The following is an 18,328-nucleotide window of genomic DNA, read 5'->3' as shown; positions in this document are numbered from 1 at the left end:
CGTATCCATACTCTGTCGCTCACAGCGAGGCAAGTTCGCCCCGCAATTGTTCTCGCAATCCAAGCATACGGGATTTCTTTCATGACCGCGACCGCCGGAACCGCAGGCACCGCAGGCACTGTCGACCCCCAGGACATCGCCCGCTTTTCGGCCATCGCCGCGGAATGGTGGGACCCCACCGGCAAGTTCCGGCCCCTGCACCGGCTGAATCCGCTGCGGCTGGCCTACATCCGCGACACGCTGTGCCGCCGCCTGGGCCGCGATCCGCTGGCGCCGGAGCCGCTGAAGGGGCTGCGCATTGTCGACATCGGCTGCGGCGGCGGGCTGCTGTCGGAGCCCGTCGCCCGCATGGGCGCCACCGTGGTGGGCGTGGACGCGGCGGAGCGAAACGTCCGCACCGCCGCCGCCCACGCCGCGGAGACCGGCACCCCCGTCGACTACCGCGCCACCACCGCCGAGGCCCTGGCCGCCAGCGGCGAGCGCTTCGACGCCGTGCTGGCGATGGAGGTGATCGAGCATGTCGCCGACGTGCCGCTGTTCGTGAAGTCCTGCGCGGCGCTGACGGCACCGGGCGGCGCGCTGTTTCTGGCGACGCTGAACCGCACGCCGAAATCCTTCGCGCTGGCCATCGTCGGGGCGGAGTACATCCTGCGCTGGCTGCCCCGAGGCACCCACAACTGGCGCCAGTTCCTGCGCCCCGGCGAACTGGCCGCCGCCGTGCGCGCGGAGGGGATGGCGATCCGCGACCTGACCGGCATCACCTACAACCCGCTGTCCGACGAGTTCCGGCTGAACCCGCGCGATCTCGACGTGAACTACATGGGTTGGGCCGAGCGGGCCTGAACGTACGGCGCGGCGGCGAGCGTACGTACAAACGTACGCTCGCCGCTTCCGCGTGCGAAAGCGACGGTAGCGGGTGCCGCAAAACAAAAAACGGGAGAGCCGCCGGCCCTCCCGTTTTTTCGTGTTCGCAGAACGCGCGTCTTACGCCGCGTGGCTGGCTTCGTGCTGGGTCAGCAGCGCGTAGATCGCGTCCGCCGAGTCCGAACCGCGCAGCTTCTCGCACATGGACTGGTCGCGCAGCAGGCGCGACACACGGGCCAGCGCCTTCAGATGGTCGGCACCGGCATGATCCGGAGCCAACAGCAGGAAAATCAGATCGACCGGTTGCTCATCGATCGCATCGAAGTCGATGGGCCGCTCCAGCCGGGCGAAGACGCCGTGGACGCGGTCAAGGTTGGGCAGCTTGCCGTGCGGGATGGCGATGCCATGCCCCACGCCGGTGGTGCCCAACCGCTCGCGCTCCAGAAGGACGTCGAAGATCGCCCGTTCGTGCTGGCCGGTCAGCTCGGACGCCTTGCGCGCCAAGTCCTGCAGGGCCTGCTTTTTGCTGCCGGCCTTGAGGTTCGGGAGAATGGCGTGCGGCGTGATGAGATCGAGCATGACGCTATGGGTGTGGTTGGAACAGAGACCGGACTCAGGCGCCGGCCTTCTCCGCCGGGTCCACCCAACCGATGTTGCCATCGGCGCGGCGGTAGACCAGGTTCAGGCGGCCATGGGCGCCGTTGCGGAACATGAGGGCCGGGGCGTCGGCGAGTTCCATGCGCATCACCGCCTCGCTGACCGCCAGGGTCGCGATGTTGGTTTCCATCTCGGCGATCACGATGGGCTGCGCCTCTTCGGCAGCGGCCTCGTCGCTCTCCACATGGGCCTCGTCCTTCTCCGCTTCCAGGATCTGGTAGCGGGCCGGGAAGGCTTCCTGGGCGGGGGTTTCGACGCTGTGGTGGTCGCGCAGGCGGCGCTTGTAGCGGCGCAGGCGCTTGGCCAGCTTCTCGCACGCGGTGTCGAAGGCGGGATACGGCTCGGTGGCGTCGGACGCGCTCTGAAGGACGATCCCACGACCGACATGAACCTGAATGTCGGCCTTGAACAGATGCGCTTCGCGCGTCAGGACGACGTTGGCCTCGATCGGCTTGTTGAAATACTTGCCGACGATGGAGTTCAGGCTGTCCGCGACGTGGGTGCGCAGAGCGTCGCCAACGTCAAGCTGCTTGCCTTTGACGGTCAGTTGCATTTTGGGATGTTTCCAATCTGGTCCGCGGTAGACATAGGACGACGGAAGGCCGCCACGTGCGGACGGGGACCATAGTGACGGCAGTATGGGCTGTCAATCAAGGACGACCCCCTCCCGGCCCGGTTACATGCGTGACATCTTGGCACGGCGTCGCTGCACCGATGACGGAATGCGCATCGCTTCACGATACTTCGCGACCGTCCGGCGCGCAATGTCGATCCCTTCACCACGAAGGATTTCGACGATTTTATCGTCCGACAGCACGTCGTCCGGCTTCTCGGCGTCGATCATCGCCTTGATGCGGTAGCGCACGGCCTCGGCCGAGTGGGCCGCCTGCCCGTCGGCCCCCTGGATGGCGGAGGTGAAGAAATACTTCAGCTCGAACACGCCGCGCGGCGTCGCCATGAACTTGTTTGTTGTGACGCGGCTGACCGTGCTCTCGTGCATGCCGATCGCTTCGGCGATGTCGCGCAGGATCAGAGGCTTCAAATGCGAGACGCCGTGGATGAAGAAGGCGTCCTGCTGCCGGATGATCTCGCTGGCCACCTTCAAAATCGTGGTGGCGCGCTGGTGCAGCGACTTGACCAGCCAGTTGGCCGACTGGAAGCGCTCGGTGATGTATTCCTTGTCCGCCTTGTTGCGGGCGGTGCCGGAAATGCGCGCGAAGTAGCGGTGGTTGACCAGCACCCGCGGCAACGTGTCCGGGTTCAGGTCGATCAGCCAGCCGCCGCCGGGGTTGGCGCGCATCAGGATGTCGGGGGTGACGAGCTGCGCGGGCGTGTGGTCGAAGCTGAGCGCCGGCTTGGGGTTCAGCTTGCGGATCTCCGCCACCATGTCGGCGACGTCCTCGGCGTCCACGCCGCAGACCTTCATCAGCGCCGGCAGGTTGCGCGCCGCCAGCAGCTCCAGATGGTCGAGCAGGGCGGCCATGGCCGGGTCGAAGCGGTTCTTCTCGCGCAGCTGGATCGCCAGACATTCCTTCAGCGAGCGCGCGAAAATGCCCGGCGGGTCGAAGCGCTGGCAGGCGGCCAGCACCCGCTCCACCCGCTCCGGCGCGCAGCCGAGCTGCCCCGCGAGGCTCTCGACCTCCAGCCCGGTGATCCAGCCGGCCTCGTCCAGCATGTCGATCAGCGCCAGACCGATGAGCTGGTCGCCGAGGTCCGGCAGGTCGATCTTCAACTGCTCGGTCAGATGGTCGCGCAGACTCGTCTGACCGGTCAGAGTCGCTTCCAGGTTGGATTCGTCGTCCTCGAAGCCGCCGCGCCCGCCGCGCTCCTGCCAGGAGCCGTAGACGTCGCTGGACCCGTCGGTGCCGTCGGAAAAGCGGTCGTCGGAATAGACATTCTCGAAGTCGGTGTCGAGCGGCGCGTCGGACGCCGATCCCATGGTTTCCGACGCCGTCATCTCCACCGTGTCGCGGGTGCGCCCGTCGGTCATCGGCGGCTGGCGCTCCTCCGGCGCGGCGAGGTCCACCGCTCCCGGCTCGCCCCCGCCGTCACCGACCCCGTCGCCCCCCGCCTCGCCGCCGCCCTCGCCAGGACCGCCGTCGCGCTCCAGCAACGGGTTCTGCTCGATCTCGCGATCCACGAAGTCCGACAGTTCGATGTTCGACAGCTGCAGCAGCTTGATGGCCTGCTGCAGCTGCGGAGTCATCACCAGGGACTGGGTCTGACGAAGATCGAGGCGTTGGCTGAGCGCCATGGGCAGGGAAACCGCACTAGAGGCTGAACCGGTCGCCGAGGTAGACCCGGCGCACGTCCTCGTGCGCCACGATCTCGGCCGGCTCTCCCTCCATTAGTACCACACCATCGTGCAAGATGTATGCCCGATCGACGAGGTCGAGCGTTTCACGCACGTTGTGGTCGGTGATGAGCACGCCGATGCCGCGGTCGCGCAGGTGGCTGACCAGCTCGCGGATGTCGTTCACCGCGATCGGGTCGATGCCGGCCAGCGGCTCGTCGAGCAGGATGAAGTGCGGCTGGGAGGCCAGCGCGCGGGCGATCTCCACGCGCCGCCGCTCGCCGCCCGACAGAGCCAGCGCCGGGGCGCGGCGCAGGTGGGTGATCGAGAACTCCGCCAGCAGCTCGTCCAGCATCTGCTCGCGCGTGTCGCGGTTGGGCTCCACCACCTCCAGCACGGAGCGGATGTTGTTCTCCACCGACATGCCGCGGAAGATCGACGCCTCCTGCGGCAGGTAGCCGATGCCCAGCCGCGCCCGGCGGTACATGGGCAGCGCCGTGATGTCCTGCCCGTCCAGCAGGATGGTGCCGGAGTCGGCGGCGATCAGCCCGGTGATCATGTAGAAGCAGGTCGTCTTGCCCGCTCCGTTGGGGCCGAGCAGGCCGACCGCCTCGCCGCGCTGGACCGTCACGGTCACGTCGCGGACGACCGGGCGCTTCTTGTAGGCCTTGCCGAGATGCATGGCCACCAGCCCTTCGGTCGGGCGCACGTTGGTGGCGGGTTGACCCGCCGGGTGAACCGACGCGTTCGAGGCGGAGAGGGTCGGGCCGCCGAGGTCCCGGTCTTCGATGTCCATGGCCATTGATTCGCTGCCGGGTCGGTCAGGGCTTCGCCGCGGGATTGCCGCCCGATGGGGCTGTGGGCCGGCCGGGGGCGGCGCCACCCGGCGCGCCCGCCTCCTGGCCCGGGATCAGCAGGCCCATCACCCGCCCGCCGGTGGCAGGACCGGCGATCACCCGGTTGACCTTGGTCTTCATGTTCATTTCGGCGGCGTCGCCATTGAGCTGGTTGTCGTTGCGGGTGATCTTGACGTTGCCGAGCAGCACCGCGGTCTCGTCGGCCACCGAGTAGACCAGCTTGTCGGACAGTGCCACGTCGGTCGCGGTGGTCACCACGACGCTGCCGGCGCCGTCGATGCGCTCCATCTGGGTCGAGCCGTCCGGCATCTTCTTGAGCTGGCCGATCAGGATGTCGGCGCGCAGCCGGTCGCCGTTGGCGATGCGCACGGCCACGGCGTCGCCGCGGGCCACGGTCAGGTTCTTGGCCTCGTAATATTCCAGCGTGTCGCGCGCCGTCACGATGTCGGTGCGGGTGACCAGCTTCAGGTTGCGCCCGGTGACCACCGCCACCTGCTTGTCCACGTCGTAGACGCCGCGCTCGCCGAAGACCTCCTGGGTCGGGCTGACGATGCGCACGTTGCCCTCCGCGAGAAGCTGGAACACCTCGTTCCCCTTGCCCGGCACCTCGCGGTAGTAGGCGGTCAGCACGTCGGCGTAGACGGTGCTGTCGTTGCGCTTGGCCGAGGCGTTGCCGCGCGCCACATAGGCGCGCACGTCCTGATGCCATTCGATGGCTCGGTCGGCGTTGACCTCGACCGGGTTGGGGCCGCCGCCGAGGCCGGGCAGCCCCTGGGCCGCCGCCGGGACGGACACCCCCGACAGCAGGAGGAACGCGGCCAATAGCGGGGCCGCAAAGGTGGCTGCACTCAACGCGTCTTTCCTCCCGGGCTTTCGGCGGCCTGGACGTCGGCCTTGGACTGGTTCAGGAACACCATCGTCTTGCCACGGTCGGACAGGCGGAAGCCCTCGGCGTTGATGACGCCCTGCGGACCCTGGCCCACGACATGGACATCGCCCCAGGCGGTGCCCTTGCGGATGTCGGATTCCGCTTCCTCGGTGGTGAATTCGTTGCCGTCGTCGCGCATGACGCGGACATGGCCCCGCATCTTCAGGATGCCGGTGACCTGGTTGTACCAGCCCTTGTCGGAGCGGATGGTCACCCAGGTGCCGTCGGTCTGGGTCATCTCGGCCTCCGGCTGGTCGAGCAGGACGATGTCCGGCTGATCGGCGATGCGGTCGGCCTTGGCGGCCACCAGCGAGAAGGGCTGGTTGGCTTCGTCCACCGCGATGTAGCGCGGCTTGATCATCTCGAGCTGGCCCTTGTCGGCGGAGATGCGCAGGGTCGGCAGTTCGGTCAGCGAGGGCCAGACGGCGATCAGCGCCATCACCGCCAGCGCCAGCGCCGGGAGCGCGAACTTCATCCCGGTGACGAAGCGGCTGTAGACGCGGTTGACCGGGCGGATCTCCCGGCGCCGGTGGACACGCTTGGCCGCCTCGCCGTCAGGGTCCGCTCCCGGCATGGCCATAAGCCGCGCGGCGAGGGAAGGCGCATCGGCGCGCCGCTCCTGCGTGTTCACCGTCCGATCCTTCAGGTCGCTGTCCATGGCGTCAACCGTCCTCCGGCTGCCCGTCACGCCGCCCCGGCGCGCAGGCAATCGTGAATGTGCACAACACCAAGCGGCCGGTCCGCCTCCACCACGAACAGGCTGGTGATCTGCTTCGCGTTCATCTCCCGCAGCGCCTCCTCGACCAGCGCCTTGGGGCGGATCGTCTTGGGCCGCGGCGACATGATGCTGTCGGCGCGCTCCGCCCAAAGCTCCGGCGTCAGGTGGCGGCGGAGGTCGCCGTCCGTGATGACCCCGGCCAGCGCGCCCGTGGCGTCCACCACGCCGACGCAGCCCAGCCGCTTGGCCGTCATCTCGAATATGACGGTGGAAAGCGGCGTATCCAAGGCGCACAGGGGCATATCGTCGCCCTTGTGCATCACGTCGGTCACCTTCAGCAGCGCCCGGCCGAGCTGGCCGCCGGGATGGAACTGCTTGAAATCCGCCGCCGTGAAGCCGCGCCGCTCCAGCAGCGCCACCGCCAGGGCGTCGCCCAGCGCCAGCATCATCGTGCTCGACGTGGTCGGGGCCAGCCCCAGCGGGCAAGCCTCCGGGGCCGGCGGCAGCACCAGCGCCACGTCCGCCTGCTCCGCCAGGGAGGAGCCGGCGCGCCGGGTGATGCCGATCAGCGGGATGTCGAAGCGGCGGGTGTAGGCGACGATGTCCGACAGCTCGTGCGTCTCGCCGGAATTGGACAGGGCGATCACCGCGTCCTGCCGGGCGATCATGCCGAGGTCGCCATGGCTCGCCTCGCCCGGATGGACGAAGAAGGCCGGCGTGCCGGTGGAAGCCAGAGTCGCGGCGATCTTGCGCGCCACATGGCCGGATTTGCCCATGCCGGAGACGACGACACGCCCCGCGATCCCGGCCAGCCGGTCCAGCGCGCGCACGAAGGCACCGTCCAGCCCGTCCGCCAGCGCGGTCAGGGCGTCGGCCTCCATCCGCAGGACGCGCCGGGCGCTCGCGATGTCGCGGTCGGCCGCGGCGTCGGACGGGCATTCGATCAGGCTGGATGCCAGGCTGGATGCGGTCAGGCTCGTCAAGGCGGTGCTTGCCTCTTCTGGTTGGCCCACAGGGCCGAAAATGAGTACTCCGGCTGGCGACGCGCGTATCCGCAACAACGGGCCAGCCGCCGCGCGGGCAGTATGCCCACCCGCGCGCGTCCGGTCAAATCAACGTCCGGACGGCCCGGCCTATTCCACCGGCCCGTCCTTCAGGACGACGGCCATCAATGCGCCAGAATATCCGGCTGCTCCCAGCCGCCGAGGTCCAGTTCCCCGCGGGCCGGCAGGAAGTCGAAGCAGGCCCTGGCGAGATGAGTCCGCCCCTCGCGCGCCAGCATGACGTCCAGCTTCTCCTTGAGGTCGTGCAGGTGCAGCACGTCGGAGGCGGCGTATTTCATCTGCTCCGGGGTCAGTTCCGCGGCGCCCCAGTCGGAGGACTGCTGCTGCTTGGACAGCTCCACCCCCAGCAGGTCCTTCACCAGATCCTTCAGCCCGTGCTTGTCGGTGAAGGTGCGGACCAGCTTGGACGCGACCTTGGTGCAGTAGACCGGCTGGCAGGCGACGCCGAGATAGGCCCGCATCACCGCCACGTCGAAGCGGGCGAAGTGGAACAGCTTGGTGACCTCGGGATCGGCGAGCAGGCGCTTCAGGTTCGGCGCCTCGTACTGGCCCTTGCGGAACTGGACCAGATGGACCGTGCCGTCGCCGGGGGAAAGCTGGACCAGGCACAGCCGGTCGCGGTGGGGGTTCAGCCCCATGGTCTCGGTGTCGATGGCGACGGCGCCGTCGCGGGCCAGGGATTTCAGGTCGAGACCGTCCGGCAGGTCGCCGTCATGGAGGTCGATGGGCATTGGGTGGCTTCCCGCTCAGGTGGACGGCCCCCGGCCACGGACCCCAGAAACGACGAACGCCGCTCTGCTACTTCTCCGTCCCGCTGGGGAAGGTCCGTAGCATGCGGCGCAGCCGGGTAGATATGGTGCCCAGGAGAAGACTCGAACTTCCACGACATTTCTGCCACAGGTACCTGAAACCTGCGCGTCTACCAATTCCGCCACCTGGGCTCGGTGTGGGCCGCTTATGTAGCCGTCCGGCGGGGACCCGTCAACAGCTTTTTTTCACTTTCGCGCGGAAACGGCCGCCGGGCGCGAAATGGGCCGCGGGCGGCGCGTCAGGCCCTAGCCTCCCCAAGGAGGTTTCTATATAAGCAACCCCCGATCCGGTCGCCCCGCCCCTCTGGTGGGCGGCCCGGAGAGAAGAATTTGCGGGCCCAACGGCACGGGAGAAGGTCGATGTCCTATCGCTCTGAAGTGGTCACGGTGTTCGGCGGTTCGGGATTCGTCGGCCGCCATCTCATTCGCCGCCTCGCCAAGACCGGCGCCATCGTGCGCGTGGTGTCGCGCCATCCGAATCAGGCCAATTTCCTGAAGACCGCCGGCTCGGTCGGCCAGATCGTGCCGATGGCCGCCGACGTGAAGGACGACCAGTCCGTCGCGCGGGCCATCCAGGGCGCCGACACCGTCATCAACCTGATCGGCACGCTCTACGAGCGCGGGGCCTGGAATTTCCAGACCGTGCATGTCGACGCCCCGGCGCGCATCGCCCGCATCGCCAAGGCCAGCGGCGTGCGCCGTCTGGTCCATGTCTCGGCCATCGGCGCCGACGCCAAGTCCGCCTCGGCCTACGCCAAGTCCAAGGCGGCGGGCGAGCAGGCGGTGACGCAGGCCTTCCCCGGCGCCACCATCGTCCGCCCGAGCATCGTGTTCGGGCCGGAGGACGGCTTCTTCAACAAGTTCGCCGCCATGGCGCAGGTTTCCCCGGCGCTGCCTCTGATCGGCGGGGCGACGAAGTTCCAGCCGGTCTATGTCGGCGATCTGGCCGACGCCATCGCCGCCGCCGCGAACCTGGACTCGGCGGCCGGCCGGACCTTCGAGCTGGGCGGCCCGCGCGTCTACAGCTTCAAGGAGCTGATGCAGCTCATGCTGCGGGAGATCCGCCGCAAGCGCTTCCTCGTCCCGGTTCCCTGGAACGTGGCGGAGACGCTGGGCGGCCTGCTGGAGAAGGTGCCGCCGATCGTCGCCCCGCCGCTGACCCGCGATCAGGTGGAGATGCTGAAGACCGACAACGTCGCCGCCCCCGGCGCGCCGGGCTTCAAGGAACTGGGCATCACCAACCTGTCGAGCTGCGAGGTGGTCCTGCCGACCTACCTGTCGCGCTTCATCGTCGGCGGCCGCTCCAACACGATGCCGCGCGACGCCGGCAACCATTCCGGCGCGCACTGACCCCACAGGTCTCGCACCAGCGACGCGAAAGCCCCGGCCCACCGCCGGGGCTTTCGCCGTTTCGGGGGGCCGCCCCGCCCCGCATGAAAGCGCCGCGCAAGGGTGCCCTGCGGCGCGCGGCCTTGATTCCCGCGGCTTCCTGCCGCATCTGGCCCCTTCATCAGGACGACGGAAGGGGCACGGGACGTCATGCAGGCCGCAACGCAGGATTTCACCATACGGGAATTCGCCGACCGCGCGCCCGGCGCCCGGCTGGCCTCCCTGGCGGCCTTCTTCGTCAACGGGTCCGTCTTCGGCGTCTGGGCCACCCAGATTCCGGCGATCAAGGATCATCTGGACCTCAGCCCCGGCGTGCTCGGCGTCGCCCTGCTCTGCCTCGCCGCCGGGGCGCTGACGGCGATGGTCGGCACGGGACCGCTGCTCGGCCGCGTCGGCAGCGCGCCGGTGATCCGGCTCACCGCCATGGCCTTCGCCCTGATTCTGCCGCTGCCGGCGCTGATGCCGGACCTGCTGTCGCTGTGCGCGGTGCTGTTCCTGTTCGGGGCGGCGGGCGGCACCATGGACGTGGCGATGAACGCCCATGGCGCCCTGGTGGAGCGTCATCTCGGGCGGCCGATCATGTCGTCGCTGCACGGCATGTGGAGCCTGGGCGGCCTGTTCGGCGCCGGGGCGGGCGGTCTGCTGCTGCAAGTCCTGCCGCCGCCGGTCCAGGCGTCCGTCCTCGCGGCGGCGCTGCTCGCCCTGTTCTTCGCGCTGCACCGCCGCTTCCTGCCCGGAAGTGCCGATCAGCAGGCGGAGCCGACGGGCCTCGCCCTGCCCGACCGCGGCACGCTGCTGCTGGGCGCGCTGACCTTCCTGGCCTTCATGAGCGAGGGCGCGATCCTGGACTGGAGCGCCGTCTATCTGCGCGAGGATCTGGGGGGTGCGGCGTCGATCGCGGCGCTGGGCTTCGCCGTCTTTTCCGGCGCCATGGCGGTGGGCCGCTTCTGCGGCGACCGGCTGCGCCAGCGTTTCGGCGGGCCGGTGCTGGTCCGGGCGGGCGCCGTGCTGGCCTTCGCCGGGCTGGCGGTCGCGCTGACCGGCGGCGGGCCGGTGGTGGCGGTCGCCGGCTTCGGGCTGACCGGGCTCGGCCTGTCGAACGTGGTTCCGGTGCTGTTCAGCGCCGCCGGCGCCAAGGCGGAGGGGGAAGCCGGCCAGGCCATCGCCGCGGTGGCGACCCTCGGCTATGCCGGCGTCCTGACCGGCCCGGCCCTGCTCGGCTTCGTGGCGGAGGCCAGCACGGTGGGCTTTTCCTTCGCCCTGGTCGCCGCGCTGGCGCTGGTCATCGCCGCGGCCTCCTCGCGCGCCGTCGCCCAACAGGGCTGAGGCGCGCGGGAAACCGGCTCTTTACAGATAGAGGAACGCCAGCATCCCCGACCCGATGGCGATGCGGTACCAGGCGAAGGGCGCGAAACCGTAGCGCCCGACAAAGTCCACCAGCACCTTGACCACCAGCGCCGCCGCGATGAAGGCGGTGACGAAGCCGACCCCGATCAGCAGCGCGGAGTCGACGGTCATCAGGCTCCAGTTCTTGTAGAGGTCGTAGACCGTGGCGCCGGCCATGGTGGGGATCGCCAGGAAGAAGGAGAACTCCGCGGCGGTCCGCCGGTCCACCCCCATCAGAAGCGAGCCGAGAATCGTCGCGCCCGAGCGCGACACGCCCGGCACCAGCGCCAGGCACTGGCACAGGCCGATCTTCAGCGCGAGCGGCGCCGGGAAGCGCTCGATCTGGTGGTAGCGCGGGACCGGCACCAGCCGCTCCGCCATCAGGATCGCCACGCCGCCCAGGATCAGCGCGACGCTGACCACCGTCGGGTTGAACAGCGCCGCCTTGATGACCCCGTGCAGCGCCGCCCCCAGCACCATCGCCGGCAGGAAGGCCAGGATCACCGCCACCGCGAAGTGGCGGGCGCCCGGATCGTCCTTCAATCCGGTGACCACCTTCCACAGCCGGGTGAAATAGACCGTGCAGATCGCCAGGATCGCGCCGAGCTGGATCACCACCTCGAACACCTTGCCCGGCGGGCCTTCGAAGCCCAGCAGGGTGTCGAAGATGATCAGGTGGCCGGTGGACGAGACCGGCAGGAATTCGGTCAGACCTTCGATCAGGCCGAGCAGAGCGGCGTCCAGATATTGGTCGATCAACATGCGGCGCGGGGCCTCTGGCAGGATGGCGGTGGCGATGTCCGGCTTATAGCAGCGCAACATGGCGAAGGCGACGACCCATGGGGCGATACCCCGAATTGGGCGATAGTCCCGAATCGGACCTATTTTTCTTGCTTGTTTTTCAGGCACTCCCGACCTTTGCGGAGGTCTCCGCGACATCGAGTCACGGTTTGGTCAGCCATACTGTCCTAACGGTGAAAATATGCTCGCGCAGCGCCTTCTCTTGCGGTATATGACGTTCAGACCGCGTGACCGCGGGCTTTCGTTTTCACTGCGGCCACGCTCCCTTGGCATGCCCCACCGGCATAAGAAGGGTCGCCCGGCCGCCGGCGCCGTCCCCATGCACGGGACACGGGAAGAAGGAGCAGGCGTTATGGCGAACCAGAGGATGTTGGGCTTCGTGCACACCGCGCAGCGGATGCCCGACAAACGCCCGGCCACGGAGCGCCGCCAGGATTTCGCCGAGATCTACGCCCGCTTCAGCGACGAGCGCGCCAACGAGCAGGCCAACCGCTGCTCGCAGTGCGGCGTTCCCTTCTGCCAGGTGCACTGCCCGGTCTCCAACAACATCCCCGACTGGCTGAAGCTGACCTCCGAAGGCCGGCTGGAGGAGGCTTACGAAGTCTCCCAGGCCACCAACAACTTCCCGGAAATCTGCGGCCGCATCTGCCCGCAGGACCGCCTGTGCGAAGGCAACTGCGTCATCGAGCAATCCACCCACGGCGCCGTCACCATCGGGTCGGTGGAGAAGTACATCAACGACACCGCCTGGGATCAGGGCTGGGTGAAGCCGCGCAAGCCGTCGCGTGAGCTTGGCCTGTCGGTCGGCATCATCGGCGCCGGCCCCGCCGGCCTCGCCGCCGCCGAGGAGCTGCGCGCCAAGGGCTACGAGGTGCATGTCTACGACCGCTACGACCGCATGGGCGGCCTGCTGGTCTACGGCATCCCCGGCTTCAAGCTGGAGAAGTCGGTGGTCGAGCGCCGCGTGCAGCTGCTGGCCGACGCCGGGGTGATCTACCACCCGAACTTCGAGGTCGGCCGCGACGCCTCCCTGCCGGAGCTGCGCCGCAAGCACGTCGCCGTGCTGGTCGCCACCGGCGTCTACAAAGCGCGCGACATCAAGGCGCCGGGCTCGGGCCTGGGCAACATCGTGGCGGCGCTGGACTACCTGACCACCTCCAACAAGGTCAGCCTGGGCGACACGGTGGAGGCGTACGAGAACGGTTCCCTGAACGCCGCGGGCAAGCATGTGGTGGTTCTGGGCGGCGGCGACACCGCCATGGACTGCGTGCGCACGGCCATCCGCCAGGGCGCCACGTCGGTCAAGTGTCTGTACCGCCGTGACCGCAAGAACATGCCGGGCTCGCAGCGCGAGGTCGCCCACGCCGAGGAGGAGGGCGTGGAGTTCATCTGGCAGGCCGCCCCGGAAGGCTTCACCGGCGACAGCGTGGTGACCGGCGTGCGCGCCGTGCGCATCCATCTGGGCGTCGCCGACGCCACCGGCCGCCAGACCCCGCAGGTGATCGAGGGGTCGGAGTTCACGGTCCAGGCCGATCTGGTCATCAAGGCGCTCGGCTTCGAGCCGGAGGACCTGCCCGCCCTGTTCGGCGAGACGGAGCTGAAGGTCACCCGCTGGGGCACGCTGCTGGTCGACCACCGCAGCAAGATGACCAACCTGGAGGGCGTCTTCGCCGCCGGCGACATCGTGCGCGGCGCCTCGCTGGTGGTGTGGGCCATCCGCGACGGCCGCGACGCGGCGGAGGGCATCCACGCCTACGCCAAGGCGAAGGCCGAAGCGCCGCTGGCGCAGGCCGCCGAGTAAGCCAAGCAATCCATAATTCCGCGGGTTCCAGTGGGTCCATTTCGGCCCCTGGCGGGGGTGAAGGGGCGAAGTCCCCCTTCCGAACAGACTGATTGAAAGGGTCCACCGATGACCACCGAGTTGAACCAGGGTGAGCAGTTCGTCGCCGACTTCCGCGCCAACGCCGCGGCGCTGACCACTGCCAACGCCTACAACCCGGAGGATGAGCACGACGCCTGCGGCGTCGGCTTCATCGCCGCGATCGACGGCAAGCCCCGCCGCTCGGTGGTCGAGAAAGGCATCGAGGCGCTGAAGGCCGTCTGGCACCGCGGCGCCGTGGACGCCGACGGCAAGACGGGCGACGGTGCGGGCATCCACGTCGCCGTGCCGCAGAAGTTCTTCAAGGACCACGTGAAGGTCATCGGCCACCGCGCGCCGGACAACAAGCTGGCCGTCGGTCAGGTCTTCCTGCCGCGCATCAGCCTGGACGCGCAGGAAGCCTGCCGCTGCATCGTCGAGACCGAGATCCTCGCCTTCGGCTACTACATCTACGGCTGGCGCCAGGTGCCGATCAACGTCGACATCATTGGCGAGAAGGCCAACGCGACCCGTCCGGAGATCGAGCAGATCATCGTCGGCAACAACAAGGGCGTGTCCGACGAGCAGTTCGAGCTGGATCTCTACATCATCCGCCGCCGCATCGAGAAGGCGGTGAAGGGTGAGCAGATCAACGACTTCTACATCTGCTCGCTGTCCGCCCGCTCGATCATCTACAAGGGCATGTTCCTGGCGGAGCAGCTGACCACCTTCTATCCGGACCTGCTGGACGAGCGGTTCGAGTCCGACTTCGCCATCTACCACCAGCGCTATTCGACCAACACCTTCCCGACCTGGCCACTGGCCCAGCCCTTCCGCATGCTCGCCCACAACGGCGAGATCAACACGGTGAAGGGCAACGTCAACTGGATGAAGGCGCACGAGACCCGGATGGAGCATCCGGCCTTCGGCACCCACATGGCGGACCTGAAGCCGGTGATCGGCGTCGGCCTGTCGGACTCCGGCTCGCTCGACACGGTGTTCGAGGTGATGGTCCGCGCCGGCCGCACGGCCCCGATGGTCAAGATGATGCTGGTGCCGCAGGCGCTGACCAGCTCGCAGACCACGCCGGACAACCACAAGGCGCTGATCCAGTACTGCAACTCCGTCATGGAGCCGTGGGACGGCCCGGCCGCGCTGGCCATGACCGACGGCCGCTGGGTCGTCGGCGGCATGGACCGCAACGGCCTGCGCCCGATGCGCTACACCATCACCAACGACGGCCTGATCATCGGCGGGTCCGAGACGGGCATGGTGAAGGTCGACGAGACCCAGGTGATCGAGAAGGGTCGCCTCGGCCCGGGCGAGATGATCGCCGTCGACCTCCAGTCCGGCAAGCTGTACCGCGACCGCGAGCTGAAGGACCATCTCGCCACGCTGAAGCCGTGGGACAAGTGGGTGCAGAACACCACCCACCTGGACGAGCTGGTCAAGACCGCCTCGCTGAAGGGCGAGCCGTCGGACATGGACAAGGCCGAGCTGCGCCGCCGCCAGCAGGCCTTCGGCCTGACCATGGAAGACATGGAGCTGATCCTGCACCCGATGGTGGAGGACGGTAAGGAGGCCATCGGCTCGATGGGCGACGACAGCCCCATCGCCGTGCTGTCCGACAAGTACCGCGGCCTGCACCACTTCTTCCGCCAGAACTTCTCCCAGGTCACCAACCCGCCCATCGACTCGCTCCGTGAGCGCCGGGTGATGAGCCTGAAGACTCGGCTCGGCAACCTCGGCAACATCCTGGACGAGGACGAGACGCAGACCCGCCTGCTGCAGCTCGAATCGCCGGTCCTGACGACCGCCGAATTCCGTGCCATGCGCGACTACATGGGCGACACGGCGGCCGAGATCGACGCGACCTTCCCGGTCGACGGCGGCCCCGAGGCTCTGCGCGACGCGCTGCGCCGCATCCGCCAGGAGGCGGAGGACGCGGTGCGCGGCGGCGCCACCCACGTCATCCTGACCGACGAGGCGATGGGTGCGGCGCGCGCCGCCATCCCGGCGATCCTCGCCACGGGTGCCGTGCACACGCACCTGATCCGCTCCAACCTGCGCACCTTCACCTCGCTGAACGTGCGCACGGCGGAGGGGCTGGACGTCCATTACTTCGCCGTGCTGATCGGCGTCGGCGCCACCACGGTCAACGCCTATCTGGCGCAGGAGGCCATCGCCGAGCGTCACCGCCGCGGCCTGTTCGGTTCCATGCCGCTGGAAAAGGGCATGGCCAACTACAAGAAGGCCATCGACGACGGCCTGCTGAAGATCATGTCCAAGATGGGCATCTCGGTCATCAGCAGCTACCGCGGCGGCGGCAACTTCGAGGCCATCGGCCTGTCGCGCGCGCTCGTCGCCGAGCATTTCCCGGCGATGGTCAGCCGCATCTCCGGCATCGGCCTGAACGGCATCCAGAAGAAGGTGCTGGAGCAGCACGCCACCGCCTACAACGAGGAGGTCGTGGCCCTGCCGGTCGGCGGCTTCTACCGCTTCCGCAAGTCGGGCGACCGCCACGGCTGGGAAGGCGGTGTGATCCACACGCTGCAGCAGGCGGTGACCAACGACAGCTACACCACCTTCAAGAAGTACAGCGAGCAGGTGAACAAGCGCCCGCCGATGCAGCTCCGCGACCTGCTGGAGCTGCGCTCCACCAAGGCCCCGGTGCCGGTGGACGAGGTGGAGAGCATCACCGCGATCCGCAAGCGCTTCATCACGCCGGGCATGTCCATGGGCGCCCTGTCGCCCGAGGCCCACGGCACGCTGAACGTCGCCATGAACCGCATCGGCGCCAAGTCCGACAGCGGCGAGGGCGGCGAGGATCCGGCGCGCTTCCGCCCGGACAAGAACGGCGACAACTGGAACAGCGCCATCAAGCAGGTGGCCTCGGGCCGCTTCGGCGTCACCGCCGAGTACCTGAACCAGTGCCGCGAGCTGGAGATCAAGGTCGCCCAGGGCGCCAAGCCCGGCGAGGGTGGCCAGCTCCCCGGCTTCAAGGTGACCGAGATGATCGCGCGGCTGCGTCACTCGACGCCGGGCGTGATGCTCATCAGCCCGCCGCCGCACCACGACATCTACTCGATCGAGGATCTGGCCCAGCTCATCTATGATCTGAAGCAGATCAATCCGGATGCGAAGGTGACGGTGAAGCTGGTCAGCCGTTCCGGTATCGGAACGATTGCCGCGGGTGTGGCGAAGGCCAACGCCGACATCATCCTGATTTCCGGCAACAGCGGCGGCACGGGCGCTTCCCCGCAGACCTCGATCAAGTTCGCCGGCCTGCCCTGGGAAATGGGCCTGTCGGAGGTGCATCAGGTCCTGACGCTGAACCGCCTGCGCCACCGCGTGCGGCTGCGCACCGACGGCGGCCTGAAGACCGGCCGCGACATCGTGATCGCCGCCATGCTGGGCGCTGAGGAGTTCGGCATCGGCACGGCCAGCCTGATCGCCATGGGCTGCATCATGGTCCGCCAGTGCCACAGCAACACCTGCCCGGTCGGCGTCTGCGTGCAGGACGACAAGCTGCGCCAGAAGTTCGTCGGCACGCCGGAGAAGGTCGTCAACCTCTTCACCTTCCTGGCGGAAGAGGTGCGCGAGATCCTGGCCGGTCTGGGCTTCCGCTCGCTGAACGAGGTGATCGGCCGCACCGACCTGCTCCATCAGGTCAGCCGCGGTGCCGAGCATCTCGACGACCTCGACCTGAACCCGCTGCTGGCCCAGGTCGATCCCGGCGAGAACGCCCGCTACTGCACGCTGCAGGGCCGCAACGAGGTGCCGGACACGCTGGACGCCCGCATCGTCGCGGACGCCCGCCCGCTGTTCGAGGAGGGCGAGAAGATGCAGCTCGCCTACAACGCCCGCAACACGCAGCGCGCCATCGGCACGCGGCTGTCCTCGATGGTGACGCGCAAGTTCGGCATGTTCGGGCTGCAGCCCGGCCACATCACCATCCGCCTGCGCGGCACCGCCGGCCAGTCGCTCGGCGCCTTCGCGGTGCAGGGCATCAAGCTGGAGGTGATGGGCGACGCCAACGACTATGTCGGCAAGGGCCTGTCGGGCGGCACCATCGTCGTCCGTCCGACGACCTCCAGCCCGCTGGAGACCAACAAGAACACGATCATCGGCAACACGGTCCTCTACGGTGCGACGGCGGGCAAGCTGTTCGCCGCGGGCCAGGCCGGCGAGCGGTTCGCCGTCCGCAACTCCGGCGCCACCGTGGTGGTCGAGGGCTGCGGCTCCAACGGCTGCGAGTACATGACGGGCGGCACGGCGGTCATCCTCGGCCGCGTCGGCGACAACTTCGCCGCCGGCATGACGGGGGGCATGGCCTACGTCTACGACCTCGACGACAGCCTGCCGCTCTACATCAACGACGAGAGCGTGATCTTCCAGCGCATCGAGGTCGGCCATTACGAGAGCCAGCTCAAGCACCTGATCGAGGAGCATGTGGCGGAGACGCAGAGCCGCTTCGCCGCCGAGATCCTCAACGATTGGGCGCGTGAGGTGACCAAGTTCTGGCAGGTGGTTCCGAAGGAAATGCTGCACCGGCTGGAAGTGCCGGTCCACCTGCCGAAGGCCATCTCGGCGGAGTAAGCCCCAAGCAATAAGTCTCAAGTGGGATGTGCATACGCGAACGGCGGTCCGGGGCAACCGGGCCGCCGTTTTTCACGCCGACGGCGGCACGGGCGTCCTTTTCAT

The 18,328-nt window shown here is 68.3% G+C and carries 14 protein-coding genes and 1 tRNA gene; 5 read left to right on the top strand and 10 right to left on the bottom strand.

Going from position 1 to position 18,328, the window contains the following annotated elements:
• Positions 1-81: 81 nt before the first annotated feature.
• The gene (gene ubiG, locus H0B54_RS20725; protein WP_188261900.1) at positions 82-843 is read left to right on the top strand and encodes a bifunctional 2-polyprenyl-6-hydroxyphenol methylase/3-demethylubiquinol 3-O-methyltransferase UbiG; all 762 of its coding nucleotides are present in this window, start codon (positions 82-84) and stop codon (positions 841-843) included.
• Between the two features lie 141 nt (positions 844-984).
• On the opposite strand, the gene ptsN is transcribed toward ubiG, so the two are convergent.
• From ptsN to H0B54_RS20680, 9 genes are all read right to left on the bottom strand, one after another.
• Positions 985-1,443, bottom strand: coding sequence for a PTS IIA-like nitrogen regulatory protein PtsN (gene ptsN, locus H0B54_RS20720; protein WP_014198055.1), 459 nt, complete (start codon positions 1,441-1,443; stop codon positions 985-987).
• A gap of 34 nt (positions 1,444-1,477) precedes the next feature.
• Positions 1,478-2,074 (bottom strand): ribosome hibernation-promoting factor, HPF/YfiA family, encoded by a 597-nt coding sequence (gene hpf, locus H0B54_RS20715; protein ID WP_188261899.1) that lies wholly within the window; start codon positions 2,072-2,074, stop codon positions 1,478-1,480.
• Positions 2,075-2,197: 123 nt separating this feature from the next.
• Complete coding sequence (rpoN, locus tag H0B54_RS20710) at positions 2,198-3,775, bottom strand: RNA polymerase factor sigma-54 (protein ID WP_094305567.1); 1,578 nt, start codon at positions 3,773-3,775, stop codon at positions 2,198-2,200.
• Positions 3,776-3,791: 16 nt separating this feature from the next.
• Positions 3,792-4,616 (bottom strand): LPS export ABC transporter ATP-binding protein, encoded by an 825-nt coding sequence (gene lptB, locus H0B54_RS20705; protein WP_188261898.1) that lies wholly within the window; start codon positions 4,614-4,616, stop codon positions 3,792-3,794.
• 19 nt (positions 4,617-4,635) lie between these two features.
• Positions 4,636-5,523: an LptA/OstA family protein gene (locus tag H0B54_RS20700; protein ID WP_094305568.1), complete on the bottom strand. Its 888-nt coding sequence runs from the start codon at positions 5,521-5,523 to the stop codon at positions 4,636-4,638.
• Complete coding sequence (gene lptC / locus H0B54_RS20695) at positions 5,520-6,257, bottom strand: LPS export ABC transporter periplasmic protein LptC (RefSeq protein ID WP_094305569.1); 738 nt, start codon at positions 6,255-6,257, stop codon at positions 5,520-5,522. Before lptC ends, H0B54_RS20700 begins: the two co-directional genes overlap by 4 nt.
• A 26-nt stretch (positions 6,258-6,283) precedes the next feature.
• Positions 6,284-7,300 (bottom strand): KpsF/GutQ family sugar-phosphate isomerase, encoded by a 1,017-nt coding sequence (locus H0B54_RS20690; protein ID WP_188261897.1) that lies wholly within the window; start codon positions 7,298-7,300, stop codon positions 6,284-6,286.
• 185 nt (positions 7,301-7,485) lie between these two features.
• The gene (locus H0B54_RS20685) at positions 7,486-8,112 is read right to left on the bottom strand and encodes a ribonuclease D (RefSeq protein WP_094305571.1); all 627 of its coding nucleotides are present in this window, start codon (positions 8,110-8,112) and stop codon (positions 7,486-7,488) included.
• Positions 8,113-8,235: 123 nt separating this feature from the next.
• Positions 8,236-8,322: transfer RNA gene (locus tag H0B54_RS20680), tRNA-Leu, on the bottom strand.
• A 228-nt stretch (positions 8,323-8,550) separates the two neighbouring features.
• On the opposite strand from H0B54_RS20680, the gene H0B54_RS20675 reads away from it, so the two are divergent.
• Positions 8,551-9,540: a complex I NDUFA9 subunit family protein gene (locus H0B54_RS20675; protein ID WP_188261896.1), complete on the top strand. Its 990-nt coding sequence runs from the start codon at positions 8,551-8,553 to the stop codon at positions 9,538-9,540.
• Between the two features lie 189 nt (positions 9,541-9,729).
• Positions 9,730-10,905 (top strand): MFS transporter, encoded by a 1,176-nt coding sequence (locus tag H0B54_RS20670; protein ID WP_188261895.1) that lies wholly within the window; start codon positions 9,730-9,732, stop codon positions 10,903-10,905.
• 21 nt (positions 10,906-10,926) lie between these two features.
• On the opposite strand, the gene H0B54_RS20665 is transcribed toward H0B54_RS20670, so the two are convergent.
• Positions 10,927-11,727: an undecaprenyl-diphosphate phosphatase gene (locus H0B54_RS20665; RefSeq protein WP_188261914.1), complete on the bottom strand. Its 801-nt coding sequence runs from the start codon at positions 11,725-11,727 to the stop codon at positions 10,927-10,929.
• Positions 11,728-12,118: 391 nt separating this feature from the next.
• Between H0B54_RS20665 and H0B54_RS20660 the strand changes: the two genes are divergently transcribed.
• Both H0B54_RS20660 and gltB read left to right on the top strand, forming a co-directional pair.
• On the top strand, positions 12,119-13,567 hold the full coding sequence (locus H0B54_RS20660; RefSeq protein WP_188261894.1) for an NAD(P)-dependent oxidoreductase: 1,449 nt from the start codon (positions 12,119-12,121) through the stop codon (positions 13,565-13,567).
• A gap of 108 nt (positions 13,568-13,675) precedes the next feature.
• Positions 13,676-18,223, top strand: coding sequence for a glutamate synthase large subunit (gene gltB, locus H0B54_RS20655; protein ID WP_188261893.1), 4,548 nt, complete (start codon positions 13,676-13,678; stop codon positions 18,221-18,223).
• Positions 18,224-18,328: the final 105 nt, after the last annotated feature.

This window comes from Azospirillum tabaci (genome assembly GCF_014596085.1).
Taxonomy (GTDB): Bacteria; Pseudomonadota; Alphaproteobacteria; order Azospirillales; family Azospirillaceae; genus Azospirillum; species Azospirillum tabaci.
This window is presented reverse-complemented; position numbering and strand designations above follow the sequence as displayed.